General features: G+C 71.6%; 21 protein-coding genes. 11 read left to right on the top strand and 10 right to left on the bottom strand.

Features of this window, described 5'->3' with window-relative positions:
• Window positions 1–42 precede the first annotated feature (42 nt).
• Window positions 43–1,203: a tRNA dihydrouridine synthase DusB gene (dusB, locus tag ABZS97_RS19535; RefSeq protein WP_356139480.1), complete on the top strand. Its 1,161-nt coding sequence runs from the start codon at window positions 43–45 to the stop codon at window positions 1,201–1,203.
• Between the two features lie 568 nt (window positions 1,204–1,771).
• Here the strand turns inward: dusB and ABZS97_RS19530 are convergent.
• A complete protein-coding gene (locus ABZS97_RS19530; protein WP_356139478.1) occupies window positions 1,772–3,709 on the bottom strand; it encodes a glycogen debranching N-terminal domain-containing protein in 1,938 nt (645 codons plus the stop codon).
• Window positions 3,706–5,229, bottom strand: coding sequence for a hypothetical protein (locus tag ABZS97_RS19525; protein WP_356139531.1), 1,524 nt, complete (start codon window positions 5,227–5,229; stop codon window positions 3,706–3,708). Before ABZS97_RS19525 ends, ABZS97_RS19530 begins: the two co-directional genes overlap by 4 nt.
• 293 nt (window positions 5,230–5,522) lie before the next feature.
• Here ABZS97_RS19525 and ABZS97_RS19520 point away from each other — a divergent pair, with 293 nt between their 5' ends.
• On the top strand, window positions 5,523–6,752 hold the full coding sequence (locus tag ABZS97_RS19520; RefSeq protein WP_356139476.1) for an ROK family protein: 1,230 nt from the start codon (window positions 5,523–5,525) through the stop codon (window positions 6,750–6,752).
• A 405-nt stretch (window positions 6,753–7,157) separates the two neighbouring features.
• Window positions 7,158–9,923: a pyruvate, phosphate dikinase gene (gene ppdK / locus ABZS97_RS19515; RefSeq protein WP_356139474.1), complete on the top strand. Its 2,766-nt coding sequence runs from the start codon at window positions 7,158–7,160 to the stop codon at window positions 9,921–9,923.
• A 181-nt stretch (window positions 9,924–10,104) separates the two neighbouring features.
• Here the strand turns inward: ppdK and ABZS97_RS19510 are convergent, their stop codons facing one another.
• The 5 genes from ABZS97_RS19510 to ABZS97_RS19490 form a co-directional block, all read right to left on the bottom strand.
• The gene (locus ABZS97_RS19510; RefSeq protein ID WP_356139472.1) at window positions 10,105–10,869 is read right to left on the bottom strand and encodes a glucose 1-dehydrogenase; all 765 of its coding nucleotides are present in this window, start codon (window positions 10,867–10,869) and stop codon (window positions 10,105–10,107) included.
• An 82-nt stretch (window positions 10,870–10,951) separates the two neighbouring features.
• Complete coding sequence (locus tag ABZS97_RS19505) at window positions 10,952–11,536, bottom strand: TetR/AcrR family transcriptional regulator (RefSeq protein ID WP_356139470.1); 585 nt, start codon at window positions 11,534–11,536, stop codon at window positions 10,952–10,954.
• A gap of 89 nt (window positions 11,537–11,625) precedes the next feature.
• Window positions 11,626–11,976 (bottom strand): nitrite reductase small subunit NirD, encoded by a 351-nt coding sequence (gene nirD, locus ABZS97_RS19500; protein ID WP_356139468.1) that lies wholly within the window; start codon window positions 11,974–11,976, stop codon window positions 11,626–11,628.
• Window positions 11,973–14,591: a nitrite reductase large subunit NirB gene (nirB, locus tag ABZS97_RS19495; protein WP_356139465.1), complete on the bottom strand. Its 2,619-nt coding sequence runs from the start codon at window positions 14,589–14,591 to the stop codon at window positions 11,973–11,975. Before nirB ends, nirD begins: the two co-directional genes overlap by 4 nt.
• The gene (locus tag ABZS97_RS19490) at window positions 14,591–15,823 is read right to left on the bottom strand and encodes an FAD-dependent oxidoreductase (RefSeq protein WP_356139463.1); all 1,233 of its coding nucleotides are present in this window, start codon (window positions 15,821–15,823) and stop codon (window positions 14,591–14,593) included. Before ABZS97_RS19490 ends, nirB begins: the two co-directional genes overlap by 1 nt.
• A gap of 290 nt (window positions 15,824–16,113) precedes the next feature.
• On the opposite strand from ABZS97_RS19490, the gene ABZS97_RS19485 reads away from it, so the two are divergent.
• The 4 genes from ABZS97_RS19485 to ABZS97_RS19470 all read left to right on the top strand — a co-directional run bounded on the left by ABZS97_RS19485 (window position 16,114) and on the right by ABZS97_RS19470 (window position 19,516).
• A complete protein-coding gene (locus ABZS97_RS19485) occupies window positions 16,114–16,623 on the top strand; it encodes a sensor domain-containing protein (RefSeq protein ID WP_356139462.1) in 510 nt (169 codons plus the stop codon).
• A 48-nt stretch (window positions 16,624–16,671) separates the two neighbouring features.
• Entirely contained in the window at window positions 16,672–17,952 is a 1,281-nt protein-coding gene (locus ABZS97_RS19480; RefSeq protein ID WP_356139460.1) for a sensor domain-containing protein, read from the top strand.
• Window positions 17,953–18,016: 64 nt separating this feature from the next.
• Complete coding sequence (locus ABZS97_RS19475) at window positions 18,017–18,673, top strand: response regulator transcription factor (protein ID WP_356139458.1); 657 nt, start codon at window positions 18,017–18,019, stop codon at window positions 18,671–18,673.
• A 60-nt stretch (window positions 18,674–18,733) separates the two neighbouring features.
• Window positions 18,734–19,516, top strand: a complete 783-nt coding sequence (locus ABZS97_RS19470) for a TSUP family transporter (RefSeq protein ID WP_356139455.1) — start codon at window positions 18,734–18,736, stop codon at window positions 19,514–19,516.
• Window positions 19,517–19,567: 51 nt separating this feature from the next.
• Here ABZS97_RS19470 and ABZS97_RS19465 read toward each other — a convergent pair whose 3' ends face one another.
• Entirely contained in the window at window positions 19,568–20,230 is a 663-nt protein-coding gene (locus tag ABZS97_RS19465; RefSeq protein WP_356139453.1) for a class F sortase, read from the bottom strand.
• Between the two features lie 113 nt (window positions 20,231–20,343).
• Window positions 20,344–20,889: a hypothetical protein gene (locus ABZS97_RS19460; protein ID WP_356139451.1), complete on the bottom strand. Its 546-nt coding sequence runs from the start codon at window positions 20,887–20,889 to the stop codon at window positions 20,344–20,346.
• A 313-nt stretch (window positions 20,890–21,202) separates the two neighbouring features.
• Between ABZS97_RS19460 and ABZS97_RS19455 the strand changes: the two genes are divergently transcribed.
• Window positions 21,203–21,847 (top strand): NAD(P)H-dependent oxidoreductase, encoded by a 645-nt coding sequence (locus ABZS97_RS19455; RefSeq protein ID WP_356139449.1) that lies wholly within the window; start codon window positions 21,203–21,205, stop codon window positions 21,845–21,847.
• 105 nt (window positions 21,848–21,952) lie between these two features.
• Window positions 21,953–22,396, top strand: a complete 444-nt coding sequence (locus ABZS97_RS19450) for an ASCH domain-containing protein (RefSeq protein ID WP_356139447.1) — start codon at window positions 21,953–21,955, stop codon at window positions 22,394–22,396.
• A gap of 88 nt (window positions 22,397–22,484) precedes the next feature.
• Here ABZS97_RS19450 and ABZS97_RS19445 read toward each other — a convergent pair whose 3' ends face one another.
• Window positions 22,485–24,146: a M4 family metallopeptidase gene (locus ABZS97_RS19445; protein ID WP_356139444.1), complete on the bottom strand. Its 1,662-nt coding sequence runs from the start codon at window positions 24,144–24,146 to the stop codon at window positions 22,485–22,487.
• A gap of 174 nt (window positions 24,147–24,320) precedes the next feature.
• Here ABZS97_RS19445 and cutA point away from each other — a divergent pair, with 174 nt between their 5' ends.
• Window positions 24,321–24,683, top strand: a complete 363-nt coding sequence (cutA, locus tag ABZS97_RS19440; RefSeq protein WP_356139442.1) for a divalent-cation tolerance protein CutA — start codon at window positions 24,321–24,323, stop codon at window positions 24,681–24,683.
• A complete protein-coding gene (locus tag ABZS97_RS19435; protein WP_356139440.1) occupies window positions 24,680–25,093 on the top strand; it encodes a gamma-glutamylcyclotransferase family protein in 414 nt (137 codons plus the stop codon). The genes cutA and ABZS97_RS19435 overlap by 4 nt, the downstream gene beginning before the upstream one ends.
• The last annotated feature ends 297 nt before the right edge of the window (window positions 25,094–25,390 follow it).

Here is a 25,390-nt window from a genome sequence, read left to right as displayed (position 1 = left end):
CAACTTCGCCGGGCACCTCCCCGCGTGCGTGACAATGGGGGAATGCCCACGCCCGTTCTCGCTCCCGTGTCCCCGCTGTCGATCGGTCCGCACACCGTCCAGCCACCCGTCGTTCTCGCGCCCATGGCCGGGATCACCAACGCGCCCTTCCGCACGCTGTGCAGGGAGTTCAGTGGTGGCAAGGGGCTCTTCGTCAGCGAGATGATCACCACGCGTGCGCTGGTCGAGCGCAACGAGAAGACCATGCAGCTGATCCATTTCGACGCGACTGAGAAGCCGCGGTCGATCCAGCTGTACGGCGTCGACCCGGCCACGGTGGGGAAAGCCGTCCGCATGATCGCGGAGGAGGGGCTCGCCGATCACATCGACCTGAACTTCGGGTGCCCCGTGCCCAAGGTGACCCGCAAGGGCGGCGGGTCCGCGCTGCCGTTCAAGCGGAACCTGCTGCGGGCGATCCTGCGGGAGGCCGTGTCGGGGGCGGGCGATCTGCCGGTCACGATGAAGATGCGCAAGGGCATCGACGACGATCACATCACCTACCTCGACGCCGGGCGGATCGCCGTCGAGGAGGGCGTCACCGCGATCGCGCTGCACGGGCGGACGGCGGCGCAGCACTACGGCGGTACGGCCGACTGGGACGCGATCGCGCGGCTGAAGGAGCATGTGCCGGAGATTCCCGTGCTCGGCAACGGGGACATCTGGTCGGCCGAGGACGCCGTGCGGATGGTGCGGGAGACCGGGTGCGACGGGGTGGTCGTCGGGCGCGGGTGCCTGGGGCGGCCCTGGCTGTTCGGGGACCTGGTGGCGGCGTTCGAGGGGCGGGAGCCGGAGGCTTACGCGCGTCCGACGTTGCGGGAGGTCGCGGATGTCATGGTGCGGCATGCGACGCTGCTCGGTGAGTGGATCGGGGACGAGGCACGGGGTGTCATCGACTTCCGTAAGCACGTGGCCTGGTATCTGAAGGGGTTCGCCGTCGGCTCCGAGATGCGCAAGCGGCTGGCCATCACCTCGGCGCTGTCCGAACTCCGTTCAGGGCTGGACGAGTTGGACCTCGACCAGGCCTGGCCGGCGACGGGCGCGGACGGCCCACGTGGGCGTACGTCGGGCAACAACCGGGTGGTCCTGCCGGACGGCTGGCTCAAGGATCCGTACGACTGCGCGGGCGTCAGTGAGGATGCGGAGCTGGATACGTCCGGGGGGTGACTCTTGCTGGCGTGGGCGCCGTTCGCAGGGGGGTGTGTTGTGGGTCGGGTCCGTGCCGGTACGTCTTGCCCGTCGCCGCGTGGGCGTACTGCCCGGCACCCGAGCACGGCGTGACTTGGCTGGGGGCCGGCTACGCGACGGGCAGAGACGTACCGGCACGGACCCTTCGCGCGTACGCGACTGCGGGTGGCAGTCGCTCAAGCTGCGGGCAATTGTGCGGCTGCCCGCCCACGCTGCGGGCGCGCGTGTGGCTGGGACGGCTGCCCACCCAGCAGCGGCGGGTGTGTGTGACGCCGGGTGGCCGGCGAAGCCGCGCCCAACTGCGGGCAATCGTGCCGCTAGGGGCGGCACGGGTGGGCGCAGCGGCACCCCGTGAACGCCGGGCTGCGTGACCCACCCCCGGCCGGCATCAACCCCGGGTAACCGAGCAAAGCAAGGGGGTGCCCGGGGTTTGCCCGCCCACCCCGGGTGAGCGTTTCAGACCAGGGGTGAGAGGGGTTTGCCCACCCACCCCCGGGTGAGCGTGGAAGGGAACGGTGCCCCGGGGCCGGTGGCTTCGGCGGAGGCGTTACGCGCCGCCCACGGCGGTGAGCAGGGCCAGCGGGGCCGCGGCGGAGCGGGACTCGCGTACGCAGGCGTGAGGGTAGGGGACCGGCTCGGGGTGGGTGTCGCGGCCGTAGCCCGCGAGGACCTCCGGAAGGCGGTGGCCGGCGGCGGTGGCGGCGTCGACCAGGGCGTGAGCCACCGTACGGGCCTCGTCGTGGAGGCCGTAACGGGCGAGACCCAGCGCGATGAGGGCGTTGTCGTGCGGCCAGACCGAGCCGCGGTGGTAGGAGAGCGGGTGGTACGCCGGCTGGCCGGAGGCGAGCGTGCGGACGCCCCAGCCGGAGAAGAAGTCCGGCTCCAGAAGGCGGCGGCCCACGAGTTCGCCGTACTCCTTGTCCAGCAGCCCGGACCACAGGAGATGGCCCGCGTCCGACGCCAGCGCGTCGACCTGGTGGCCGTCACCGTCCAACGCCAGGGCGGGGAAGGAGTGTTCGGGCATCCAGAAGTCCCGCTGGAAGCGGTCGCGGAGGTCACCGGCGGCCTGTTCGAGGAGAGCCGCGTACACCTCGTCGCCCCAGACCGTACGGGAGAGCTGGGCGGTACGGCGCAGGGCGTCGTACGCGTACCCCTGGGCGCCCGAGGCCGTCACCGACCCGGTGGGGCGGCTGCCGTCAGCCGAGCAGATGGCGCCCGGGGAGTCCTTCCAGTTCTGGTTGGCGAGGCCGCCGCCGTCCGCGCGGTAGACGAGGTAGCCGCGGGAGGTCAGGCCGCCGTGGTCCAGCATCCAGCCGATCGCCGCCCGCGCGTGCGGTTCCAGACGGCGGGCCAGGGTCACATCGCCGGTCTGTTCCGTGTAGGCGCCGAGGAGGACGAGGAAGAGCGGGGTCGCGTCCACCGAGCCGTAGTAGCGGCCGTAGGGCACCTGCCCGAAGTGGGCCAGCTCGCCGTGCCGTACCTCGTGCACGATCTTGCCCGGCTGGGCCACCGTTCCCGCGCCGGTCTCGGTCGCCTGGGTCGCGGCGAGCGCGGGGAGGGTGGCGGCGGCCAGTTCGGGGCGGTAGGGGAGCGTGAAGAGGGAGGTGAGGAGGGCGTCCCGGCCGAGCAGCGTGAGGAACCAGGGGACTCCGGCCGCGGGGACCATCAGCTCCTCGCCGTCCGGGCCGGTCGCCGGGACCTGGAGCACCGCCAGGTCGGACAGGCCCCGGGAGCAGGCCGCGGACAGTTCCGGCCAGCCGGTGGGGAAGGGGACGCCGGTGGTGAACTCGTCCTCCAGGGAGAGGAGTTGCTGCGTCGCGGCGGCGGGGGACGCGGGAACCTCCGGGGGGCGCGAGGTGCCGTGCGGCTGCGCCGCCACGCGCAGGGAGAGTTCCGCGGAGGCGTGCGGTTCCAGGTCCAGGGTCCAGACCAGGCGGCGGGCGCCCGTCCCGGTCTCCTCCACGGCCTCGGGAACGGGGTCGGACGTGACCGTCGTACGGGAGCGCCATTCACCGCGCCGGTAGCTGAACTCCACTCCGTCGTCGAGGACTTGGCGTTGGCGGACGACGCCGTTCTTGGCGTACGTCCGGTAGTCCGAGCGCAGTTCGAACTGGTCCGTGAAGTCGGCGTCCGCGGTGACCGCGATGCGGACCGTGGTGGGTGCCGGGCGGTTGCTGGTGACGCGCAGGGATTCCACGAACGCGCCGTCGGACACGGCCTGTTCACGGAAGAGCGTGTACGCGGGCGGTTCCGTACGGCCGCCGCGGGGCACCAGGACACAGCGCGCCGTGTCGCCGTCCGCGACCGGCGTGAGCGCTTCGGGCACCGCGCCGTCGACGGTCAGCTGCCAGCGGCTGAGATGGCGGGCGTCCCGTACGAACAAGCCGTCCGGAGAGCTGCCGCCGCGCACTCCGCTGATGTCCCCGCCGTCGCCCACGGCGGCGAACGTCCCGCCGTGCACGAGCAGATGCTGCCGGTCCGTCATCCCCGGTCCCCTCCCTTGGTGCCCGTCTCGGATGAGCCGTGCCACCTCTGTGATGCGCCGTGTGCCGTGTCGAACGCGCCAGGCCCCGTGCGGGACACGACGGGCTCCGCCCCCGAGGGGTCGTGCAGCAGGTCCAGCGTCAGCGCGGCCGTCCAGCTGAAGCCCCGGGCGCCGCAGCCCTCGCCGGTGTACGGGTCCACGTACTCCGCGAACCCCGACTCGTCGGCCGTGCCGAGCAGCGCGGCCCGCAGTGCCTCCGCGCGCCCGTGCTCGCCGTGCAGCCGCAGCCCGCGCTCCAGCAGCCAGTTCGTGTTGAACCAGGCCGGGCCGCGCCAGTAGCGGTGCGGGTCGAAGGCCTCGCCGGTCAGGTCGTAGCTCGGGACGAGCCGGGTGGCGCCGCCGAGGCCGAAGTGCGGCCCCTCGGCGGTGCGGACGAGCGTGGCGGCGACGGAGCGCGGCAGCGCGGGCAGCAGGAGCGGGACGAGCCCCGTGACACCGCGCTCGGGGATCAGTGCCCCGGCGCACCCGTCCCGCTCCGCCGCCCCCCGGCTCCCGCGCCGGTCCGAGTCCCCCGCCCGCCGACCACGGCGTCCCGGCTGCCGATCGAGGTGTTCCGCCGGCCGGTCGCCGTCCGTGCGGTCCGCGTACACGTCGCGGCAGAAGAACATGCCCTCCGCCGGATCCCACAGCCGTTCCACCAGTGCCGCCGTCAGGCGTTCGGCGCGGGCGTGCCGGGCCGTGCCCGCCGCGCCGAGTTCCTGTGCGATGCGTGCCAGGGCGTGTTCCGAGGCGATGAGCAGGGCGTTGAACGCCGGGTCCTCCACCGCGAACTCCCCGCCCCCGTCGGCGTATCCGCCGTCGCGGTAGTCGGCCGCCAGGCGTACGTACCGGCCGTAGTCGAGGTCCGTCGGCCGGTCCTCGGCGGCCCCGTGGTCGAGGTCGGCGCGGCGGAAGGAGCGTGGCGGGGCCGGGGTGATCCGGCTGAGCGGGGCGTCCCAGCAGGGGCTGTTGTCCATGCCCTGCTCCCAGGGGTGGACCACGGAGGCGAGGCCGCCGCCGCCCAGGTCCCGGCGGTGCAGGAGATAGCGGTGCCAGGCCGCCAGGCGGGGATACATCCGGGGGAGGAAGCCGCGCGCCCGCGACAGGCCCGGGTCGGCCCGGTGCACCAGCCACGCGGCGAGCGCGTGCACCGGTGGCTGCACGATGCCCGAGGTCTGTACGGTGCGCGGGGCGCCCGCAGCGCGCCCCGCGGTCGAGGAGCGCCAGAAGTCGGGGCTCGGGAAGTACGCGTCGAGCGGGACGGAGGGGTTGAAGACGATGTGCGGAATGCGGCCGTCCGCCCACTGGGCGTCGAGCAGCGTCTCCAGCTCCGTCTGCGCCCGCAGTGGGGAGAGGTGGCGCAGGCCGATCGCGATGAACGCCGAGTCCCACGACCACTGGTGCGGGTACAGGCCGCGCGAGGGGACCGTGGACGTGCCCGTCCAGTTGTCCTCGAGGACCCGCGCCGCCCGCCGGTGCAGCGAAGCCGACGGTCCCGTCGGTGTCGCCGGATCGTATACATCGGTCCCGGATCGGACGATCTCACCCGGACCGGCCGGCGACGGTGAGCGGGAGGTGCGCAGGGGATCGCCCGTGGTGCGCGCGGGGGCGGTGTGGCCCGTGCGCTGCGCGGTGAGCTGGGTCGTGCGGTCCACTCAGGTCTCCCCGATGACGTCCGGTCGGCCGGTTAGGCAGTAGCTACCGTAGGGTTACGTCTATTTAACACGCAAAACTCAATATGTAATGCAGAGTTGAGGAACGCAAGAGGGTGCGCATGACAGGAAGGGCGGACAGAACAGTGAGAGCCGGGAATCAGGCGAGCGCCGGAGAACTGCTCGAACTGGTGCGCAGCGGCCGGGCCACGACGCGCGGCGCGCTGCAACAGGCCACCGGTCTGTCGCGGGCCACCGTCGGCCAGCGGCTCGACCGGCTCTTCCGTGCGGGCTGGCTGCGCGAGGGCGCCGGCGGTCCGGTCGACTCCCCGCTGGGCGGCCGCCCCTCCATCACTCTCGAATTCGACGACGCCCACGCGATCGTCCTCGCCGCCGACCTCGATACCCGGCACGCCCGCGCCGCCGTGCTCACCCTGACCGGCGAGATCCTGGCCGAGCGCTCCGGTGTCCTGGTCGTCGAGGACGGCCCCGACGCCGTGCTCGGCGAACTCGGGCGCTGGTTCGCCGAGCTGGTGGAGAAGGCCGGGCGGCCGGTGGGCGCGGTGTGCGGGATCGGGCTCGCGGTGCCGGGGCCCGTCGACAGCGACACCGGCCGTGTCGTGCAGCCGCCGATCATGCCCGGCTGGGACGGCTACGACATAAGAGGGCGCCTCGGCCGCGCCTTCGCCGAGCACACGGGTGCCCGCCCCGACCTCCCCGTCCTGGTGGACAACGACGCCAACCTGATGGCGTACGGCGAACAGCGCACCGGATACCCGGACTGCTCGGCCTTCGCACTGGTCAAGGTGTCGACCGGTATCGGCGCCGGGGTCGTGGTCGGCGGGTCCGTCTACCGGGGCATCGACGGCGGCGCGGGGGACATCGGGCACATCCGTGTGCCGCAGGGCGCCGACGCGCTGTGCAAGTGCGGGTCCTACGGCTGTCTCGCCGCCGTGGCGAGCGGTGGCGCCGTCGCGCGAAGGCTCGCCGAGGCGGGGGTGCCGGCCGCGTCCGGCTCGGATGTGCGCGAGCTGCTGGCCTCCGGGCACCCGGAGGCGATGGCGCTCGCCCGGGAGGCCGGACGGCACGTGGGCGACGTTCTGGCGACCGTGGTGACCCTGCTCAACCCCGGCGTGCTGATGATCGCCGGCGATCTGGCCGGAACTCCCTTCCTCACGGGCGTACGCGAACTGCTGTACCAGCGGGCGCTGCCCCGTTCCACCGCTCATCTGGACGTGGTGACCTCACGGCTCGGCGAACGGGCCGGGCTGGTGGGGGCCGGGGCGCTGGTCGTGGAGTACCTGTACGCGCCCGAGCGGGTCGAGGAACGGCTGGTCGCGCTCGGCGTGTGACGTCCCGGTTTCCTGTCCGGGGAGGGGTCCGCATGGTGAAATCCGGTCGCTTCGAGCTGCGTGATTCTCGCCACGCTTGATAAGCCTTTCGCTCAGATGAGCGGATCTTGGGCGGATGCACTTCCCTAAGGGGTGGCACTGAGTGCCACCCCTTGATCGTTCACGGGGTGAACTCAGGCGTGCTGAAGGGTGCTCAAGTGAGCGGAATAGCGGGTCTCCGGTTCTTGATTCATTCAAGAGGTGAAAACATCGGCTCGCTCATACTTGCCAGTCCTTGACTTTCGATCCGGTGGCGGACGAGTGGTTACGGCCGTATGACGCGCAAGTGGACGTACCCAGACGCCTTCGATCTGGGTATGTTCCCCGTCGTCAGGGCAGCCACCGCGTCCTCGAGGAGTCGGACCCGTGTCGGAAAACAAAGATCCCCACGTAGCTGAGAGCGGCGACAGTGGTGTTCACGCAGCGAAGTTCGTCTACGACTTCACCGAAGGCAACAAGGACCTCAAGGACCTGCTCGGCGGCAAGGGTGCCAACCTCGCCGAGATGACCAACCTGGGCCTTCCCGTCCCTCCCGGCTTCACGATCACCACCGAGGCGTGCAAGACGTACCTCGACAGTGGCGATGAGCCGGCGGCACTGCGTGACGAGGTGAGTGCGCACCTCGACGCCCTCGAAGCGACGATGGGCAAGAAGCTCGGGCAGGCCGACAACCCGCTGCTCGTCTCCGTCCGTTCCGGCGCGAAGTTCTCCATGCCGGGCATGATGGACACGGTCCTGAACATCGGGCTCTCCGACAAGTCGGTGCAGGGCCTCGCCAAGCAGGCCGGCGACGACCGCTTCGCGTGGGACTCCTACCGCCGTCTCATCCAGATGTTCGGCAAGACGGTCCTCGGCGTCGACGGCGAGCTCTTCGAGGACGCCCTGGAGGCGGCCAAGGAGGCCAAGAAGGTCACGGTCGACACCGACCTCGAAGCGGCCGACCTGAAGAAGCTCGTCACCAAGTTCAAGAAGATCGTCAAGACCGAGGCCGGCCGCGACTTCCCGCAGGACCCGCGCGAGCAGATGGACCTCGCCATCCACGCGGTCTTCGACTCCTGGAACACCGACCGCGCCAAGCTCTACCGCCGCCAGGAGCGCATCCCCGGCGACCTGGGCACGGCCGTCAACGTCTGCTCGATGGTCTTCGGCAACCTGGGCCCGACGGCTACATCGATCGGGGGCGGCACCGGCGTCGCCTTCACCCGTGACCCCGCCTCCGGCCACCAGGGCGTGTACGGCGACTACCTGCAGAACGCGCAGGGCGAGGACGTCGTCGCGGGCATCCGCAACACGGTCCCGCTCGCGGAGCTGGAGCAGATCGACAAGAAGTCGTACGACCAGCTGATGCAGATCATGGAGACCCTGGAGAACCACTACAAGGATCTCTGCGACATCGAGTTCACCATCGAGCGCGGTCAGCTGTGGATGCTCCAGACGCGCGTCGGCAAGCGCACGGCCGGTGCGGCCTTCCGCATCGCCACGCAACTCGTCGACCAGGGTCTGATCGACGAGGCCGAGGCGCTCCAGCGCGTCACCGGCGCCCAGCTCGCGCAGCTGATGTTCCCGCGCTTCGACGAGGACGCGAAGGTCGAGAAGGTCGGCCGGGGCATCGCGGCGTCGCCCGGTGCGGCGGTCGGCAAGGCGGTCTTCGACTCGTACACCGCCGTCAAGTGGTCGCGCTCCGGCGAGAAGGTCATCCTGGTCCGCCGGGAGACCAACCCCGACGACCTCGACGGCATGATCGCGGCCGAGGGCATCCTGACCTCGCGCGGCGGCAAGACCTCGCACGCGGCCGTCGTGGCGCGCGGCATGGGCAAGACCTGTGTCTGCGGCGCCGAGGAGCTCGAGGTCGACACCAAGCGCCGCCGGATGACCGTGCCCGGCGGGCACGTCGTCGAGGAGGGCGACGTCATCTCCATCGACGGGTCCAGCGGCAAGGTGTACCTCGGCGAGGTCCCCGTCGTGCCCTCCCCGGTCGTGGAGTACTTCGAGGGCAGGATGCACGCCGGTGCCGACGACGCCGACGAGCTGGTCGAGGCCGTGCACCGGATCATCGGGTACGCCGACCGGGTCCGCCGCCTGCGGGTGCGTGCCAACGCCGACAACGCCGAGGACGCGCTGCGCGCACGGCGGTTCGGAGCTCAGGGCATCGGCCTGTGCCGTACCGAGCACATGTTCCTCGGCGACCGGCGCGAGCTGGTGGAGCGGCTGATCCTGGCCGACACCGACACCGAACGCGAGGAGTCGCTCAAGGCGCTGCTGCCGCTGCAGAAGGCGGACTTCGTGGAGCTGTTCAAGGCGATGGACGGCCTGCCCGTCACCGTCCGCCTCCTCGACCCGCCGCTGCACGAGTTCCTGCCCGACATCACCGAGCTGTCGGTCCGTGTCGCGCTCGCCGAGTCCCGCAAGGACGCCAACGAGAACGACCTGCGCCTCCTGCAGGCGGTGCACCGGCTGCACGAGGCGAACCCGATGCTGGGCCTGCGCGGCGTCCGTCTCGGGCTGGTCATCCCCGGCCTGTTCACCATGCAGGTACGGGCGATCGCCGAGGCCGCCGCCGAGCGCAAGAACGCCAAGGGCGACCCGCGCGCCGAGATCATGATCCCGCTCGTCGGCACCGTCCAGGAGCTGGAGATCGTCCGCGAGGAGGCCGACCAGGTCATCGCGGAGGTCCAGGCCGCCACAGGCACGGAGCTGAAGCTCGCCATCGGCACGATGATCGAGCTGCCGCGCGCCGCGCTGACCGCCGGACAGATCGCCGAGGCCGCCGAGTTCTTCTCCTTCGGCACGAACGACCTCACGCAGACCGTCTGGGGCTTCTCCCGCGACGACGTGGAGGCCTCGTTCTTCACGGCGTACCTGGAGAAGGGCATCTTCGGTGTCTCCCCGTTCGAGACCATCGACCGGGACGGTGTCGGCTCGCTGGTGAAGTCCGCAGTCAAGGCCGGCCGTGAGACGCGTCCCGACCTGAAGCTCGGCGTCTGCGGTGAGCACGGCGGCGACCCGGAGTCGGTCCACTTCTTCCACGAGGTCGGACTCGACTACGTCTCCTGCTCGCCGTTCCGGATTCCGGTCGCGCGTCTGGAGGCGGGCCGCGCGGCGTGCACGGCGAAGGGCAGCGACCACCGCTGACCCACAGCTCCGGAGTCGCCGCCGGTCCCCGACCCTCACCGATCGGCGACGGCTCCGGTGTTCGAAAGAAGAGGGGCGGCACCCGTGCGGGGGTGCCGCCCCTCTCGTACTGCCGCGCACCGGGCGTGACGTACGACGCCCTGAAGGTCTGATCCGGCCGACGGGTCCGAACTGCTCCGAGTTACAGGGAGCCGCCGCTGTCGACGACCAGGTCCGTGCCGACGACGGAGGCCGCGTCGGCGGAGGCCAGGTAGAGGACGGCGGCGGCCGTCTCCTCGGTGGCGGAGATCCGGCCGAGCGGCAGTTCGCCCTTCACCCGCTCGACGCGGTCGGCCTCCGTCTCGCCCGGGCGCAGCGACATGGCGGTCGCGGTGGCGCCTGGGCTGACCACGTTGATACGGACGCCGTCGCGGATGTGGTCCAGGGCGGCGGCCCGGCTGAGCGCGGTGACGGCGGCCTTGGAGGCGGCGTACGCGGCGACCCCCGGGCGGCGGGTGTGGATGCCGAGGTTGGAGGCGATGTTGACGATCGCGCCGCCGGACGGCTGGGTGCGCATCTGCCGCACCTGGGCCCGGAGCGCGAGGAACACAGCGGTGACGTTGATGTCGAGCTGGGTCCGCCAGTCCTCCTCGGACAGCTCGGTCAGGGGGCGGCCGCCGCGGAAGACGCCCGCGTTGTTGACCGCCACGTCGAGCGAGCCGAAGCGGTCCACTGCCGCCCGGACCAGGGCCTGGGCGTCGGCCGGGCGCGAGACGTCGGCGGTCACCGCGAGGGCCTTGCCGCCGTGTTCCTCGATCAGGCGGACGGTCTCGTCGAGCGGTTCCGGTCGGCGTCCTGCCACGACGACCTGCGCTCCCTCGGCGGCGAACGCGAGGGCGGTGGCACGGCCTATGCCGGTACCGGCACCCGTGACGAGGGCGGTCCTGCCGGAGAAGCGGCTGGTCATGGTCTCCCCTTTTTTCTTGACCGATCGGTTCAATATGGAGGCGTAGGAAAGGCACCTCGTCGGAGGTGCCGAGGTGCCGGATTCAGTGCAGCAGTGTCAGTGCCTGGGTTGCCGCGTCCCGGACGCGGGCCGGGTCCGCGGACGCCTTGCCGACGACCCGCAGGCCCTGTAGGAGCACCAGCAGCATGCGGGCCAGGGCGAGCGGATCGCGGTCGGCGGCCAGCTCCCCCTGGGCCTGGGCGCGCACCAGCGCCGAGTGGAACAGCGTCTCGATGTGATCCCAGCTGTGTTCCACCCGGCGGGCCGCGGCCGGATCGTGGGGAGCGAGCTCTGCGGCCGTGTTGGTGACGAAACAGCCGGTCAGGCGCTTTCCTTCGGTCGCCGCCTCGTCGGCGAAACGACGCACCACCGCGCGGACGGCGGGCAGTGCCGGCCCCGGCTGGGACAGCTCCCGCAGCAGCAGCGGGTCACGTGCCTGCTGGTAGCGCTCCAGCGCCTTCAGGTACAGCTCGTGCTTGTTGCCGAAGGTCGCGTAGATGCTGGCCCGGCCGACGCCGAGGCGCTCGACGAGGTCGGACATCGACGTCGCCTCGTAGCCGCGCTGCCAGAACAGCTCCAGGGCTGCCTGCAGCGCGGCTTCGGGATCGAACTCCTTGGTCCTGGCCACACCGTGCAGCCTAGGTATTTCTGGAACGATCAGTCAAGCGAGGGTTCGGTCAGGTTCGGTCAGACAGAGTGTTCGGTCGGGCGGCGGCTCTACGAGGCCCGGACCTCGTACGTGGCGACGCGTACCGTCTCGTCGTCCAGGCACTGCCCCGACGCCAGGTCGAAGCGCTGCTTGAGGAGCGGGGAGGCCACGAACGGGCGGCCCTGGTGGGTGCCCGTCAGCCCACGGGAGAGGACGGCGGCGCCACCGAAAGGGTCGCGGTTGTCGATGGCGTACAGCTCTCCCGCGCGGTCCCGGAACAGGGCCGCCTGACGGCCGTCCGGCAGCAGCGCCGCCACGCCGCGGCCCGGCAGCAGTGCGCTCAGGTCGCAGACTGTGAACCAGCCCTCGTCGAGCTGCAGTTGGATCTTCAGGTCGGTCGTTTCGAGTGCCAGGGTCATCGCTGGGCGCTCCCTTCCAGGGGACGGTGGCCGATGGTCAGCAGCGGCAGGTCGGGCTTGATCTGGTCGCGCTCGGGGACGAAGCCGACGACCGGGTCGGGGGTGTCGGGCGCGTTCACGAAGGACACGAACCGGGCGAGCTTGTCGGGGTTGGTGATGGTGGTCGCCCACTCGTCGGCGTAGTTCGCGACGTGCGCGGCCATCAGGGACTCCAGCTCCTCGCAGATGCCGAGCGAGTCCTCCACCACCACGTCCCGCACGTGGTCGAGGCCGCCGGGGATCCGCTCCAGCCAGGTCGACGTGCGCTCCAGGCGGTCGGCGGTGCGGATGTAGAACATCAGGAACCGGTCGATCAGGCGGACCAGTTCGGCGTCCGACAGATCCTGCGCGAGCAGGTCCGCGTGGCGCGGGGTCGCGCCGCCGTTGCCGCCGACGTACAGGTTCCAGCCGTTGGCGGTGGCGATGATGCCGAAGTCCTTCGACTGGGCCTCCGCGCACTCGCGGGCGCACCCGGAGACCGCCGACTTGAGCTTGTGCGGGGACCTGAGCCCCCGGTAGCGCAGCTCCAGGTCGATCGCCATGCGGACGGAGTCCTGCACGCCGTAGCGGCACCAGGTCTGCCCCACGCAGGACTTGACCGTGCGCAGCGACTTTCCGTACGCGTGTCCCGACTCGAAGCCGGCGTCCACCAACCTCGCCCAGATCAGCGGGAGTTGCTCGACGCGTGCGCCGAACATGTCGATGCGCTGGCCGCCGGTGATCTTCGTGTAGAGGCCGAAGTCGCGGGCCACCTCGCCGATCACGATGAGGCCCTCGGGGGTGATCTCACCGCCGGGGATGCGCGGGACGACCGAGTACGAGCCGTTCTTCTGCAGGTTGGCGAGGAAGTGGTCGTTGCTGTCCTGCAGGGCCGCCTGCTCGCCGTCCAGGACATAGCCGCTCGCGCCGATCGTCGGGGCGAGGGAGGCGATGATCGAGCCGACCGCCGGCTTGCAGACCTCGCAGCCGTCGCCGCCCTTGGCGTTGTCGCGGCCGTAGCGGTCCAGCAGGTCCTGGTAGGTGTTGATGCGCAGGGCGAGGACGATCTCGTAGAGCTCCTCGCGGGTCTGCGAGAAGCAGCCGCACAGGCCCTTGTCGACCTCGACGCCGCCGGCCTCCAGCTCCGCGGTGACCAGCTGACCGAGCACCTTGACGCAACTGCCGCACGTCGTACCGGCCTTGGTGCACTTCTTCACCTCGGGCACGGTGGTGCAGTTGTGCTCGGTGACCGCGTCGCGGATGGTGCCCTTGCGGACGTTGTTGCAGGAACAGATGATCGCGTCGTCCGGCAGCGCGGACGGACCGAGCTGGACGGACTCGCCGGCGCCGGCGGGCAGCACCAGCGACTCGGGCGAGACCGGCGGGACGGAGCCGGTGAACGCCTTGAGCGTGCCGTACGCGTCCGCGTCGCCGACCAGGATGCCGCCGAGCAGCGTGCCGTCGCGGCCGATGACCAGCTTCTTGTACAGGCCGGAGCGGGAGTCGGAGTAGACGACGTCCAGGCAGTCGTCGGCGGTGCCGTGCGCGTCGCCGAAGGACGCCACGTCGACGCCGAGCAACTTGAGCTTGGTGGAAAGGTCGGCGCCGGTGAACGTCAGCTGCTCCGACTCGTCCGCGGCGATGGTCGCGGCGACCGTCTCGGCCTGCTCGTAACCGGGGGCCACCAGGCCGTACACCCGCCCGTCCGCCGCCAGCGCGCACTCGCCGATCGCGAACACGTGCGGGTCGCTGACCGTGCGGCACTGCTCGTCGACCGTGATGCCGCCGCGCTCGCCGACCGTCAGGCCGGACTCGCGGGCCAGCTGGTCGCGGGGGCGGACACCGGCGCTGAACACCACCAGGTCGGTGGCGAGTTCGGAGCCGTCGGACAGCTTCATGCCGGTGACCGCGCCGTCCTCGCCGACCACGATCTCCTGGGTGCCCACCCCGGTGTGGACGCTCAGGCCCATGTTCTCGATGGTGCGCAGCAGCGCGGCTCCGCCGCCCTCGTCGACCTGGACGGGCATCAGCCGGGGCGCGAACTCCACGATGTGGGAGGTGAGTCCGAGACCCTTGAGCGCGCCCGCCGCCTCCAGGCCCAGCAGACCGCCGCCGACGACCGCGCCCGTCGTCGCCTTCGACTTCGCGTACGCCTCGATCGCGAGGAGGTCCTCGATCGTGCGGTAGACGAAGCAGCCCTCGGCGTCCTTGTTCGGGACGGGCGGGACGAACGGGAAGGAGCCGGTGGCCAGGACGAGGACGTCGTAGTCGACGGCCAGACCGGACCGGGCCGTCACCTTGCGGGCCTCCCGATCGATCGACTGCGCGGGGTCGCCGACGTACAGCTCGATCCCGTGCTCGCTGATGAACTCCATGTCCGTCATGGAGAGTTCCTCGGGCGTGGTGCCGGAGAAGTACGAGGTGAGGTGGACCCGGTCGTACGCGGGGCGAGGCTCCTCGCACAGCACGACCACACGGTGCGTGGCGGTCAGGCCGCGCCCGGCGAGCGCTTCGAGGAAGCGCTGGCCGACCATGCCATGGCCGACGAGCACGATCGTGGGGCGGGGCTGGTCCCCAACAATTGCGGTCGTGGTCATCAGGAGCCTCCATCGTTGGTGAGCAGGTGGAGCAGAGGGCCGCCGTCGGAGGGGAGCGGCTCTGCTCCCTCCCAGGCGCGCGCGAGCGCGCCGACGGTGCCGAGTTCGCCGACGAGTACGCCGCCGACCAGGCGGTCGTCGCGGACGACGACCCTGCGGTACGTGCCGCGCGTGGCGTCGGCGAGCTGGATCACGTCGTCGCCGGGACGCGGGGTGGGCTCGCCGAAGGCGGCGAGATCCAGGAAGTCCTGGCCGGCCAGGGTGAGCCGGGTCAGGGAACGGGTGCCGGTGTAGCGGGCGGTCCCGTTCGCGGGGTGTCCGGCCTCGCTCGCCAGCAACTCGGCCAGTACATCGGCCTGTTCGAGGGCGGGAGTCGCGAGCCCGTACACCGTGTCCGCGTGCTGCGCGCAGTCGCCGATCGCCCGGATGTGCGGGTCGGACGTACGGAGTTCGTCGTCGACCACGACGCCCTTGCGGACATCGAGCCCGGCGATCTGCGCGAGGCCCACACGCGGGTGGACCCCGCAGGCGAGGACCACCAGGTCCGCGTCGAGGGCGTACCCGTCGGCCATCTCGACCGAACGGACCATGCCGCCGACGCAGCGCACGTCGCGCACCCGGCACTCCGTGTGCACCTCGACGCCCAGCTCCTCCAGGTGCCGCAGCACCAGGTGGGAGGCGCCGGGGTCGAGTTGACGCTCCATCAGCCGCTCGGACTGCTGCGCGAGGACGACCTGCGCGCCGCGCTCGGCGAGCGCACGGGCGGCCGACACCCCGAGGAGCCCGCCGCCGATGACGACCGCCCGCATGCCCGGCCGTACGGCCTTCGACAGGCCCAGGCAGTCGTCCATCGTGCGGAACGCGTGGACGCCGTCGGGGAGTTCGTGGTCGGGGGTGAACAGGCCGCGCAGGGGCGGAAGCACGGCGTTCGAGCCGGTGGCCAGCACGAGCGTGTCGTATCCGATCACCGAACCGTCGGCGCACGTCACCTGCCGCTCGGCACGGTCGATGCCGGCCACCCGGGCGCGGGTCAGTTGCGCGGGCGTCGGCAGCGCGATCACCTCGGGGGCGTAGCGGCCGGCCAGCACCTCGGCGAGCAGGACCCGGTTGTACGGGCTGTGCTCCTCCTCGCCGACCAGCAGCGCCGGCACGCCGAGCTCACCCAGTCGCCGGGCGAGACGTACGCCCGCGAGCCCGGCGCCGATCACCACCACACGCGTATTCGAGGTCATGTACCGCAGCGTGCGATGCCGGTGTTACCCGGCAGCATCACCTCTGTTTCCCACGAGGAACGCTGCCCTCAGCGAGAGCACGACGGGAGTGTGAGGGTTCGGGACACGCGCCGGTGGCGTGCTGTGAGGTGCGGCGGGATACGCCGGGGAGGTACGGGGTGGGGTTAACCGAACCGACGGGTTCCGTGCAGGCACCATCGTGTACGGCCCGCGCGGACGGAACCCTGGAGAGGTCGGATCCCACCAGCTCACGCCCGGCTCACACCCGACTCTCACCAGGGGGACACACCATGACCGCCACCCGGAACCTCCAGGTTCGCACCCCGGTTCGCGACACCGCCTCGCTGCGGGCCTGGCGGCTCGTGCGCGAACCGTTCACCGCCGGGACGTGGCGCCGGGCCGGTTACGCGCTGCTCGCGCTGCCGGTGGGTGTGGCGTGCGTCCCACTCTCCCTCGTCGGGCGCAGCGGCGGGCGCCGGCAGCGGGAGCTGGTCCGGCGGTTCCTGGGCGTGGAGGTCCGGGGCACGGGGCGCGGGCTGGTGCATGCCCTGGTCGCGACGCCGCTCAACCTCCTGGTGCTGGCCGTCACCGTGTACGGCTGGTCCATCGTCCCGATGAACCTCGGCTGGCCGCTGCGCGCGGGCTCCGACTATTCCGACGCCTGGGGAGGCCCCACCTTCGCGGGCGCCTGGGCCTTCCACGCCGTCGTCGGCGGGCTCGGCTTCCTGCTGATCATGCCGTGGGTGGGTCGGGGAATGGCAGCCGTGCAGGCCCGCCTCGCGAGGGCGCTCCTCTCGTAGGCCGTCCGACTCGGACCCCTCCCGGACCGTCTCTCCTAGGTTGATGACATGCACCGCCTTCGCGCACTCGTGGCCTTCCCCTTCGGGCGCAGGGCCCTCGCGGCGCTCCTGTACGGAGTGATCGCCTTTCCGCTCGCCCTGGCCGGGTTCTCCCTGACCCTGGCCGGGCTGCTGGTCGGCGGCGTCCTGTCGGTGACCACCCTGGGGCTGTGGCTCGTCGCGGCCACCGTGCGCGGAGCGCTCGCGCTGGGCAGGCTGCAACGCGCACTCGCGCGGCGCCTGCTGGGGTGGGAGATCGAGGAGCCGGAGCGGCGCGCGAGCACCGGGCTGCTGGGCTGGCGGCGGGCCGTGCTCGCCGACCGCACCGGATGGCGCGCCGTCGCCTGCGCGCTGACGACGCCCTTCACCGGCGTCCTCGCGTACGTCGCCGTCGTCGTCGGCTACGCCTACGGGGTGCTGCTCACCCTGCATCCGCTGTTCAAACGGTGGAACTACCAGACTGAGCGGGCTGCCGACGGCACGCAGCGGCGCGTCTCGCTGGAGTTCTTCGGCTTCCAGGTGGACTCCTGGCCGCGCTGGCTGATCCCCGTCGCCCTCGGCCTGCTGCTCCTGGCCACCGCCTCCTGGCTGCTGGGCAGGGCGCTCACTCCGCACCGCCTGCTGCTCACCGCCCTGCTCGGCCCCGACGCCGCCGACCGCCGCATCCGCACCCTGGAGGAGACCCGCGCCGACGCCGTCGACGACGCGGTGGCGACCCTGCGCCGCATCGAACGCGACCTGCACGACGGCGCACAGGCCAGGCTCGTCGGCCTCGCCATGCACCTCACCATGATCCGCGAGCTGATCGGGGCGGGCGCCTCCCCGGAGCGGCTCCTCACCGTCGTCGACACCGCGCAGGGCAACGCCACCCAGGCCATCGCCGACCTGCGCCACCTGGTCAAGGGCATCCACCCGCCCGTACTCGACCAGGGCCTCGACACCGCCCTCGCCACCCTCGCCGCCGACAGCGCCCTCCTCGTCGAGGTCACCGCCCGGATCGACAACCGCCCGAGCCCCGCCGTCGAGTCGATCGCCTACTTCTGCACCGCCGAGCTCCTCGCCAACGCCACGAAACACAGCGGGGCGTCCACGGTCGCGGTGGAGGTGACCGCCCGGGACGGGCTGCTGCGGCTGCGCGTCCACGACGACGGGCGCGGGGGTGCCGTCATCGGCGCGGGCTCGGGGCTGACCGGGCTGCTCACCCGGGTCCGCACCGTCGACGGCACACTTACCTGCGACAGCCCGCCCGGAGGGCCTACGGTGGTCACCGTCGAGCTGCCGTACGCCTGACCCATGGATCCGAGCCGTACACCTGGGCCGTACACCTGGGCCGTACATCTGAACAGGAGCTTCCGTGCGCGTCGTCATCGCCGAGGACTCGGCCCTTCTGCGTGACGGGCTCGTCCAGCTCCTTCAGCTGCGCGGTGTGCAGGTCGCGGCGGCCGTCGGGGACGCCGAGGCGCTGCTCGCCGCCGTCGCCGAGCACGGCCCGGACGTCGCCGTCGTCGACATCAGGCTGCCGCCCACCCAGACCGACGAGGGCGTCCGGGCCGCCGTACGGCTGCGGCGGGATCACCCGGGCCTCGGGGTGCTGATCTTCTCGCAGTACGTGGAGACCGCGTACGCCGCCCAGCTGCTCGGCGACCCCGCCGGGTTCGGGTATCTGCTGAAGGAACGGGTCGTCGACATCGGCGAGTTCGTGGCCGCGATGGAGCGGGTCGCCGGGGGCGGTACGGCCCTCGACCCCGAGGTGGTCGCGCAGCTCTTCGGCGCGAGCCGCCGGGCCAGGACCCTGGACACGCTCACCCCGCGCGAGCGCGAGGTGCTCGCGCTGATGGCCGAGGGCCGCACGAACCACGCCATCGCCGCGACCTTCACCGTCTCCGAGCGAGCCGTCGAGAAGCACATCGCGAACATCTTCGCCAAGCTCGACCTGCCGCCCTCGGAGACGGGGAACCGGCGGGTGCTGGCGGTGCTGCGCTATCTCAAGGCCTCCGAGACGGCGAGCTGAACCTCAGAAGACCCTCAGGTTCATGGACGGCACACCTATCCCGTCCATAGGGTCGCGATCATGCCCGACATATCGCTGACCATGGTCGTTCTGCTGTGCGTCGCCGCGCTCGCGGCCGGCTGGATCGACGCCGTGGTCGGGGGCGGCGGGCTGTTGCTGCTCCCGGTGCTGCTGCTCGGGCTGCCCGGCGGCACCGCCGCGTCGTTCGCCCTCGGCACCAACAAGGCCGTGGCCATCGTCGGCACTTCGGGCGCCGCCGTGACCTACGCGCGCAAGACCAGGGTCGACGTGGGGATCGCCGTACGCATCGGGCTCGCCGCGCTCGCCGGCTCCACCGCCGGCGCGTTCGTGGCCGCCGGCCTCAGCACCGACGTACTGAAGCCGGTCGTCATGGTCGTGCTGCTCGGCGTCGGCACCTTCGTGATCCTGCGCCCCGCCTTCGGCACCGCACCCTCGACCGCGCCCGTCTCCGCACGCCGCATCCTCGCCGCCATCGGTCTCGCGGGCCTCGGCATCGGTTTCTACGACGGTCTCATCGGGCCCGGCACCGGTACGTTCCTGGTGCTCGCGCTGACCGCGCTCCTCCACCTGGACCTGGTGACCGCCTCCGCCACCGCCAAGATCGTCAACTGCTGCACCAACGCCGGAGCCCTCGCGACCTTCGCCTGGAAGGGCACGGTGTTCTGGCAGCTCGCCGCGCTGATGGCCGTGTTCAACCTCGTCGGCGGCATGGTGGGCGCGCACACCGCCCTGAAGAAGGGGAGCGGGTTCGTCCGGGTCGTGCTGTTGACGGTGGTGTTCGCGCTGGTGGCGAACCTTGCGTACAACCAGTGGGTGGCCTGACGCGGGGGCAGCGGGCGCCCGTCAGCGGGTCAGTGCGTGCCCGTCAGCGGGTCAGTGCGTACCCGTCAGGTGGGCGAAGACGACGACGTTCCCCTGATAGCCGGTCGCCTTCGAATAGCCTCCGCCGCACGTGATCACGCGCAGCTCGGGGCGGTGGGCGGCGCCGTACACCTTCTCGTCGGGGAAGTTCCGGGCGTCGTACACCTCCACCGCGTCGACGGAGAAGCGGACCGTGCCGCCGTCGCGGCGCTCCACCTCGATCGTGCTTCCTTTCTTCAGGGCGCCGAGGTCGTAAAACACGGCGGGACCCTCGGCGTTGTCGACGTGCCCCGCGACGATCGCGGTCCCCGTCTCACCGGGGGTGGTGCCGGCCTCGTACCAGCCCGCGAGGTTCTTCTTCGCCGCCGGCGGGACGTCCAGGCTGCCCTGCGGGGTGAGACCGAGGCCCATCAGCGGGGCGTTCACATGGATGGAGGGGATGCGGATGCGGTCGGGCGGGGAGGGGGGCAGCGCGGAGGGCTTGTGGGAGTGGGCACCGCCGTGATCGGTGCCCGGGCCGGTGCCGCCCGTGCCCGGGCCCGGTGCGGTGGACGCCTGCGCGGCCGACGGCTGCGGCGGTGCGTGCGTCTGGGCGCCGCTGCGCAGCAGCCATGCGCCGGTGCAGAGGGCGACCACCGTGACGGAAGCTATGGCGGTGTTGCCGAACCTGCGCACGTGTTCCTCCTCTGGGGTCACTGGGTCCCGCGCCCCCTCCGGGCCGCGAGGGGCGTCGGACCCGGAGGGGGAGGGGATGGCGGTACCGGTGGACGGACAGCGGAGGGTGTCCGTCAGATCCCGTCGCCTCTCGCCCGGCGATGCAGGAGCCAGGTACCGCCCGCGGCGGCGACGGCCAGCGCCGCCACTCCCGCCGCGGTCTGCACGGGGTCGGGGCCGAGTGCGCCGCCGACCCCCGTCTTCACACTTCCTCTCGGGTGCACCTGCTCCTTCGTGGAAGTCAGCGTCACCATCAGGTCACCCGTGACCTGCGTGTCGCCCTCGGAGCACTTCACGACGATCTCGTACGTCCCCGGCTGCGCGCTCGGCGGCACCTTGAACTGGCCGACCGCGTCCTCGTGGTGCGTGCTCGGCGCCAGGGTGAACGTGCCCGCGCCCACCGCGCTGGCGTCGCCCGCCGCCGTGCCGTCCGCACCGCACGCCGCCGTGTTCACCGTGACCTCCCCGCCCGGGACGACGGTGGAGGGGTACACCTCGAGGGTGCCGGTGTCGCCGCCGTACGCGGGCGCGGCGGCGAGGCCCGCGGCGGCGAAGGCGAGCGCGGTACCGGTCAGCGGCCGGGCGAGACGTCCGGCGGTACGTCTGGCGGTGCGTCGCATCGTGGTGCTCCTCCGAGAGGGCGCGGCCCGCGGCACCCCCATGTGCCACTGCGTCGGTCGTGCCCCTGTCCTACCGAGGTAAGTGGCACATGGGCGGGTCCGCTTCCTGAGGGTGCGTCAGAAATGATGTGAACGGGCGTCAGGGCGGGCGTGCGGGCGGCGGGCGCCGGGCCGTTCCAGCAGGTCATCGGCGTGCGGCAGAGGGGCCGGGGAGGAGAACCCGAAGGGCGAGGGGGGCGCGTGTGAACGGGTGACCGGGGGGCGGCGGGGCGGGCTTGACCTCAAGGTTGATTGAGGTACGAGGCTGGGCGGCATGAAGAACAACACCGCGGACGTTTCCGCCGCTTCTCAGGCCTCCTCCGGTTCCTCCGCTTCCTCCGCATCCCCGGGCCCGCTGCGCGTCGCCGTCGTCGTGGGCAGCAATCGCGAGGGCCGCTTCGGTCCCGTCGTCGCCGAGTGGCTGCTCGGGGAGGTGCGCGAGCGCGACGATCTCGCAGTCGATGTCATCGACGTCGCCGAGGTCGCGCTCCCGATGAGCTTCGCCCGCTCGCCCGAGGCGTCCGCCGCGCTCGCCGAGGTCACGCCGAAGCTGGACGCCGCCGACGCGTTCGTCGTCCTCACTCCCGAGTACAACCACTCCTTCCCCGCGGGCCTGAAGAACCTCATCGACTGGCACTACACGCAATGGCGCGCCAAACCCGTCGCCCTCGTCTCCTACGGCGGTATCTCGGGAGGCCTCCGCGCCGTCGAACACCTCCGCCAGGTCTTCGCCGAACTCCACGCGGTCACGGTCCGCGACACGGTGTCGTTCCACGGGGCGAGCGCCCTCTTCGACGAAACGGGCCGACCTCGCGACACCGTCGCCCCGGCCGCCGCGGCGAAGACCATGCTGGACCAGCTGGTGTGGTGGGGGCGGGCGCTGAGGGACGCTCGGGGGGTGCGGTCCTACGCGGCGTAGGGCTTGTTCGCGGTGGAGGCCTCTTCGCAGGGGGCTCACAAGCAGGGCTCGGGCCCGCCGTAAAACCGATGTGGCCCGCGCGGGCCGACTGGCTACCGTGCCCCTATGACATCCGACCCCATCTCCTCCCTCCGCAAGGCGGAGTTCGGCTTCCCCGGGCCGCTGCGCGACCGTCTCGTCGCGGCGATTCTCGACGGCTCGAAGACCTCCACGACGGGGCTCGTCGCCGACTATGAGCACGAGGGTGATCCGCTGCCCGAAGTCGGGAGCCGCTCGGTCGTGGTGGACTCCGACGATCGCGCGGTCGCGGTCATCGAGACGACCGGCATCCGGGTCGTGCCGCTCGCGGAGGTGGACTTCGCCCATGTGGTGGACGAGGGCGAGGGGGACGCCGACGTGGCCGAATGGCGGGCGAACCATGAGTCGTTCTGGCACAGCGACGAGATGCGCGCGGCCATGGACGACCCCGGCTTCACCGTCGACGACACGACCCTGACCGTCCTCGAACGCTTCCGCGTCGTCAAGGACCTCTGTTCCGACACGGACTGAGCGGAGGGTCGCAGCGGACCGCTCCTCGCGCACTGCGTCGCGAGGAGCGGTCCCGGGCTGCTCCCGAGGGCGTTGTTCGCGGGGTCGGTCAGCTCACGGACACCGCACTCCACGCCGCCGCCACCGCGTTGTACTCCGTACTGCCCGCCCCGTACAGGTCCTTCGCCGCGTTCAGGGTCGCCGTGCGGGCGGCCGCGTACTTCGTCGAGGACGTCATGTAGACGGTCAGGGCGCGGTACCAGATCTTGCCGAGCTTGTCGTGGCCGATGCCGTTGACCGTCGAGCCGTTGCAGGTGGGGGAGTCGTAGTTGACGCCGTTGACGGTCTTCGCGCCGCTGCCTTCCGAGAGCAGGTACGCGAAGTGGTTGGCGACGCCCGAGGAGTAGTGCACGTCCAGGTTTCCGACCGAACTGCTCCAGCAGTCCGCCGAGTTGCCGTCCTTCGACGGCTTGTCCATGAAGCGGAGGGCCGGCTTGCCGAAGCCGGAGCGGACGATCTTCTCGCCGATGAGGTAGTCGCCGGGGTCGGAGGAGTTGTTCGCGTAGAACTCGACGAGGGTGCCGAAGATGTCGGACGTCGCCTCGTTGAGGCCGCCGGACTCGCCCGAGTACGTCAGCGCCGCGGTCTTCGACGTCACGCCGTGCGACATCTCGTGTCCGGCCACGTCGAGCCCGACGAGCGGGCCGAGCGTGGTCCCGTCACCGTCGCCGTACGTCATGCAGAAGCAACTGTCGTCCCAGAAGGCGTTGTTGTAGTTCGTGCCGTAGTGGACGCGGTTGTACGAGCCCTTGCCGTCGCCCGCGATGCCGCTGCGGCCGTGCACGTTCTTGTAGTAGTCCCAGGTCACGTTCGTGCCGTACTGCGCGTCCACGGCGGCGGTGGAGCGGTCCGCCGTCGTCCCGGTGCCCCAGTGGTTGTCCGCGTCCGTGAACAGCGTCGCGGGGGCCCGGCTGATGCAGATCCCGAAGATGCACAGGTCCGTCTTGTTCGCGGCGTCGCCGGTATAGGTGTTGCCGCGCGTCGGGTCCTTCAGCTGGTACGTCGACCCGGACAGGGTCGTCTCCAGCGCAACCGTGCCGCCGTACAGCGACTTGCCGTCGCCCGTCGCCGTCTCGATGCTGTCCCACGCGTCGATCTGGGCACCCGTGCGGGCGTCGGTGAGCACGGTGCGCGCGACCGGGTTGCCGAGCGAGTCCTGCGCGACCGCCTCGGTGCGCCAGGCGAGCTTCGGCGCGCCGTGCAGGGCGTCAACGACCAGCTGGGGCTTGGCGGTCACCTTCTTCAGCGTCTCGCCGAGGTTCGCGGCGCGCAGCGCGTTCACCGCGAGGTCGGCCGCCTTCGGCGCGGCGAGCGCGGGCGTGACGGTGGAGAGGGAGAGCGGGCTCCGGGTGGCGCGGTCGGCGCTGCGGTAGGAGCCGTTCGGTGCCAGGTGGACGACGAAGTCACCGCCCAGCACCGGGAGTTGGCGATACGTGCGGTCGTAGCGGACGTGCTGGGTGCCGTCCGCGTCGACGACCACGTCCCGGACCGCGGTGCCCTGCGCGGAGGTGAGGCCCAGACGGGCGGCGTAGTCCACGAGTACCGACGCCGCGTTGTCGAGCGCGGTGGCCCTGGTCGGTCTGTCGGCCGCGGTGGCGACGGGGGAGAGCGCGGCGGTCAGCAGTGCGGCCGTGGTGACGGCCACGCCGGCCGCGGCGAGACGAGAACCTCGGATGTGCCGTATCTGCGGTATCTGCCCTGTCCGACTCATCGGTCTCCTCGGGAAGGCGCCTCGGGGCGCGTGGGGGCGGCGCTGATGTCGACTGAGAGTTAAGGGGCCATGACATGTCATGTCCATAGCGCGCACTGGCGGATGTGTGTGGGTGTCTGGCGGTGTTTGGGGAGCGAGAATCGTTTCTGCGAAGGCTTTGAAGGGAGTTCGACCATGGCCACCGTCGACTGGCTCACCGTTCTGACCACCACCGATGCCGCGGAGAAGGCGGAGGCGCTCGCCCGGGGCGCGGTGGAGACCCGGGCCGCGGCCTGCGCGCAGATCTCGGGGCCGGTGACGTCCGTCTACCGCTGGAAGGGGGTCGTGGAGACCGCCGCCGAGTGGCAGGTGCTGTTCAAGACCACCGCCGCGCGCTATGACGACCTGGAGTCGTATCTGCGCCACGCGCACGACTACGACACCCCCGAGATCATCGCGACGCCGATCGTGCGGGGGAGCGCCGACTATCTGCGGTGGGTCGAGGAGGAGACCACCGAGGAGGCTTCCGCGGAGGCCGCCGGGGAGGCTGGCGGGTGACCGTGCCCTTCTTCGTCTACGGCACCCTGCTCCCCGGCGAGCACAACCACGACCTCTTCCTGCGCGAGCGTACGGCGGCCGAGGAGCCCGGACGGCTCACCGGCGCGGTGCTGTACGACGGGCCCGGCTATCCGTACGCCGTCGAGGAACCGGGCGGGGTGGTGTGCGGGGAACTGGTGACCGCCCTGCCCGAGGCGTACGAGGAGTTGCTCGGTGCGCTCGACCGGCTGGAGGAGTTCGTGCCGGGCGGCCCCGGCAACCTGTACGAGCGGGTGGCCCGGGAGGTCGAGCGCCCGGACGGCACGGACGTGCGCGCCTGGGTGTACGTGGCCGCCCCCGCCGTCGCCGCCCGACTCCGGGCGCGCGGCAGGCTGATCGAGGGCGGCGACTGGCGGGCCGCCCATGGCTGAACTACGCCTCGGCCGGAGTTGGGCAGGTGGCCCGGGGAAGGGACGCGGACCGGCTGCGCCGTGGCCGGGGTGGTGGCGATCCCGGCGTGGGTGAAGAACGGTGGGACGGCTGTGGGTGGGCCCGCACCGCGTGCCGCACCCCGTGCCGCACCCTGTGCTGCGCCCGTGCCGCACCCTGTGCTGCGCCCGTGCCGCGTGCCGCGTGCCGCGTGCCGCGTGCCGCGTGCCGCGTGCCGCGTGCCGCGTGCCGCGTGCCGCACCCCGTGCCGTGCCGCGTGCCGCACCCCGTGCCGTGCC

The sequence above is a fragment of the Streptomyces sp. NPDC005485 genome (genome assembly GCF_040606085.1).
Lineage (GTDB): Bacteria > Actinomycetota > Actinomycetes > Streptomycetales > Streptomycetaceae > Streptomyces.
This window is presented reverse-complemented; position numbering and strand designations above follow the sequence as displayed.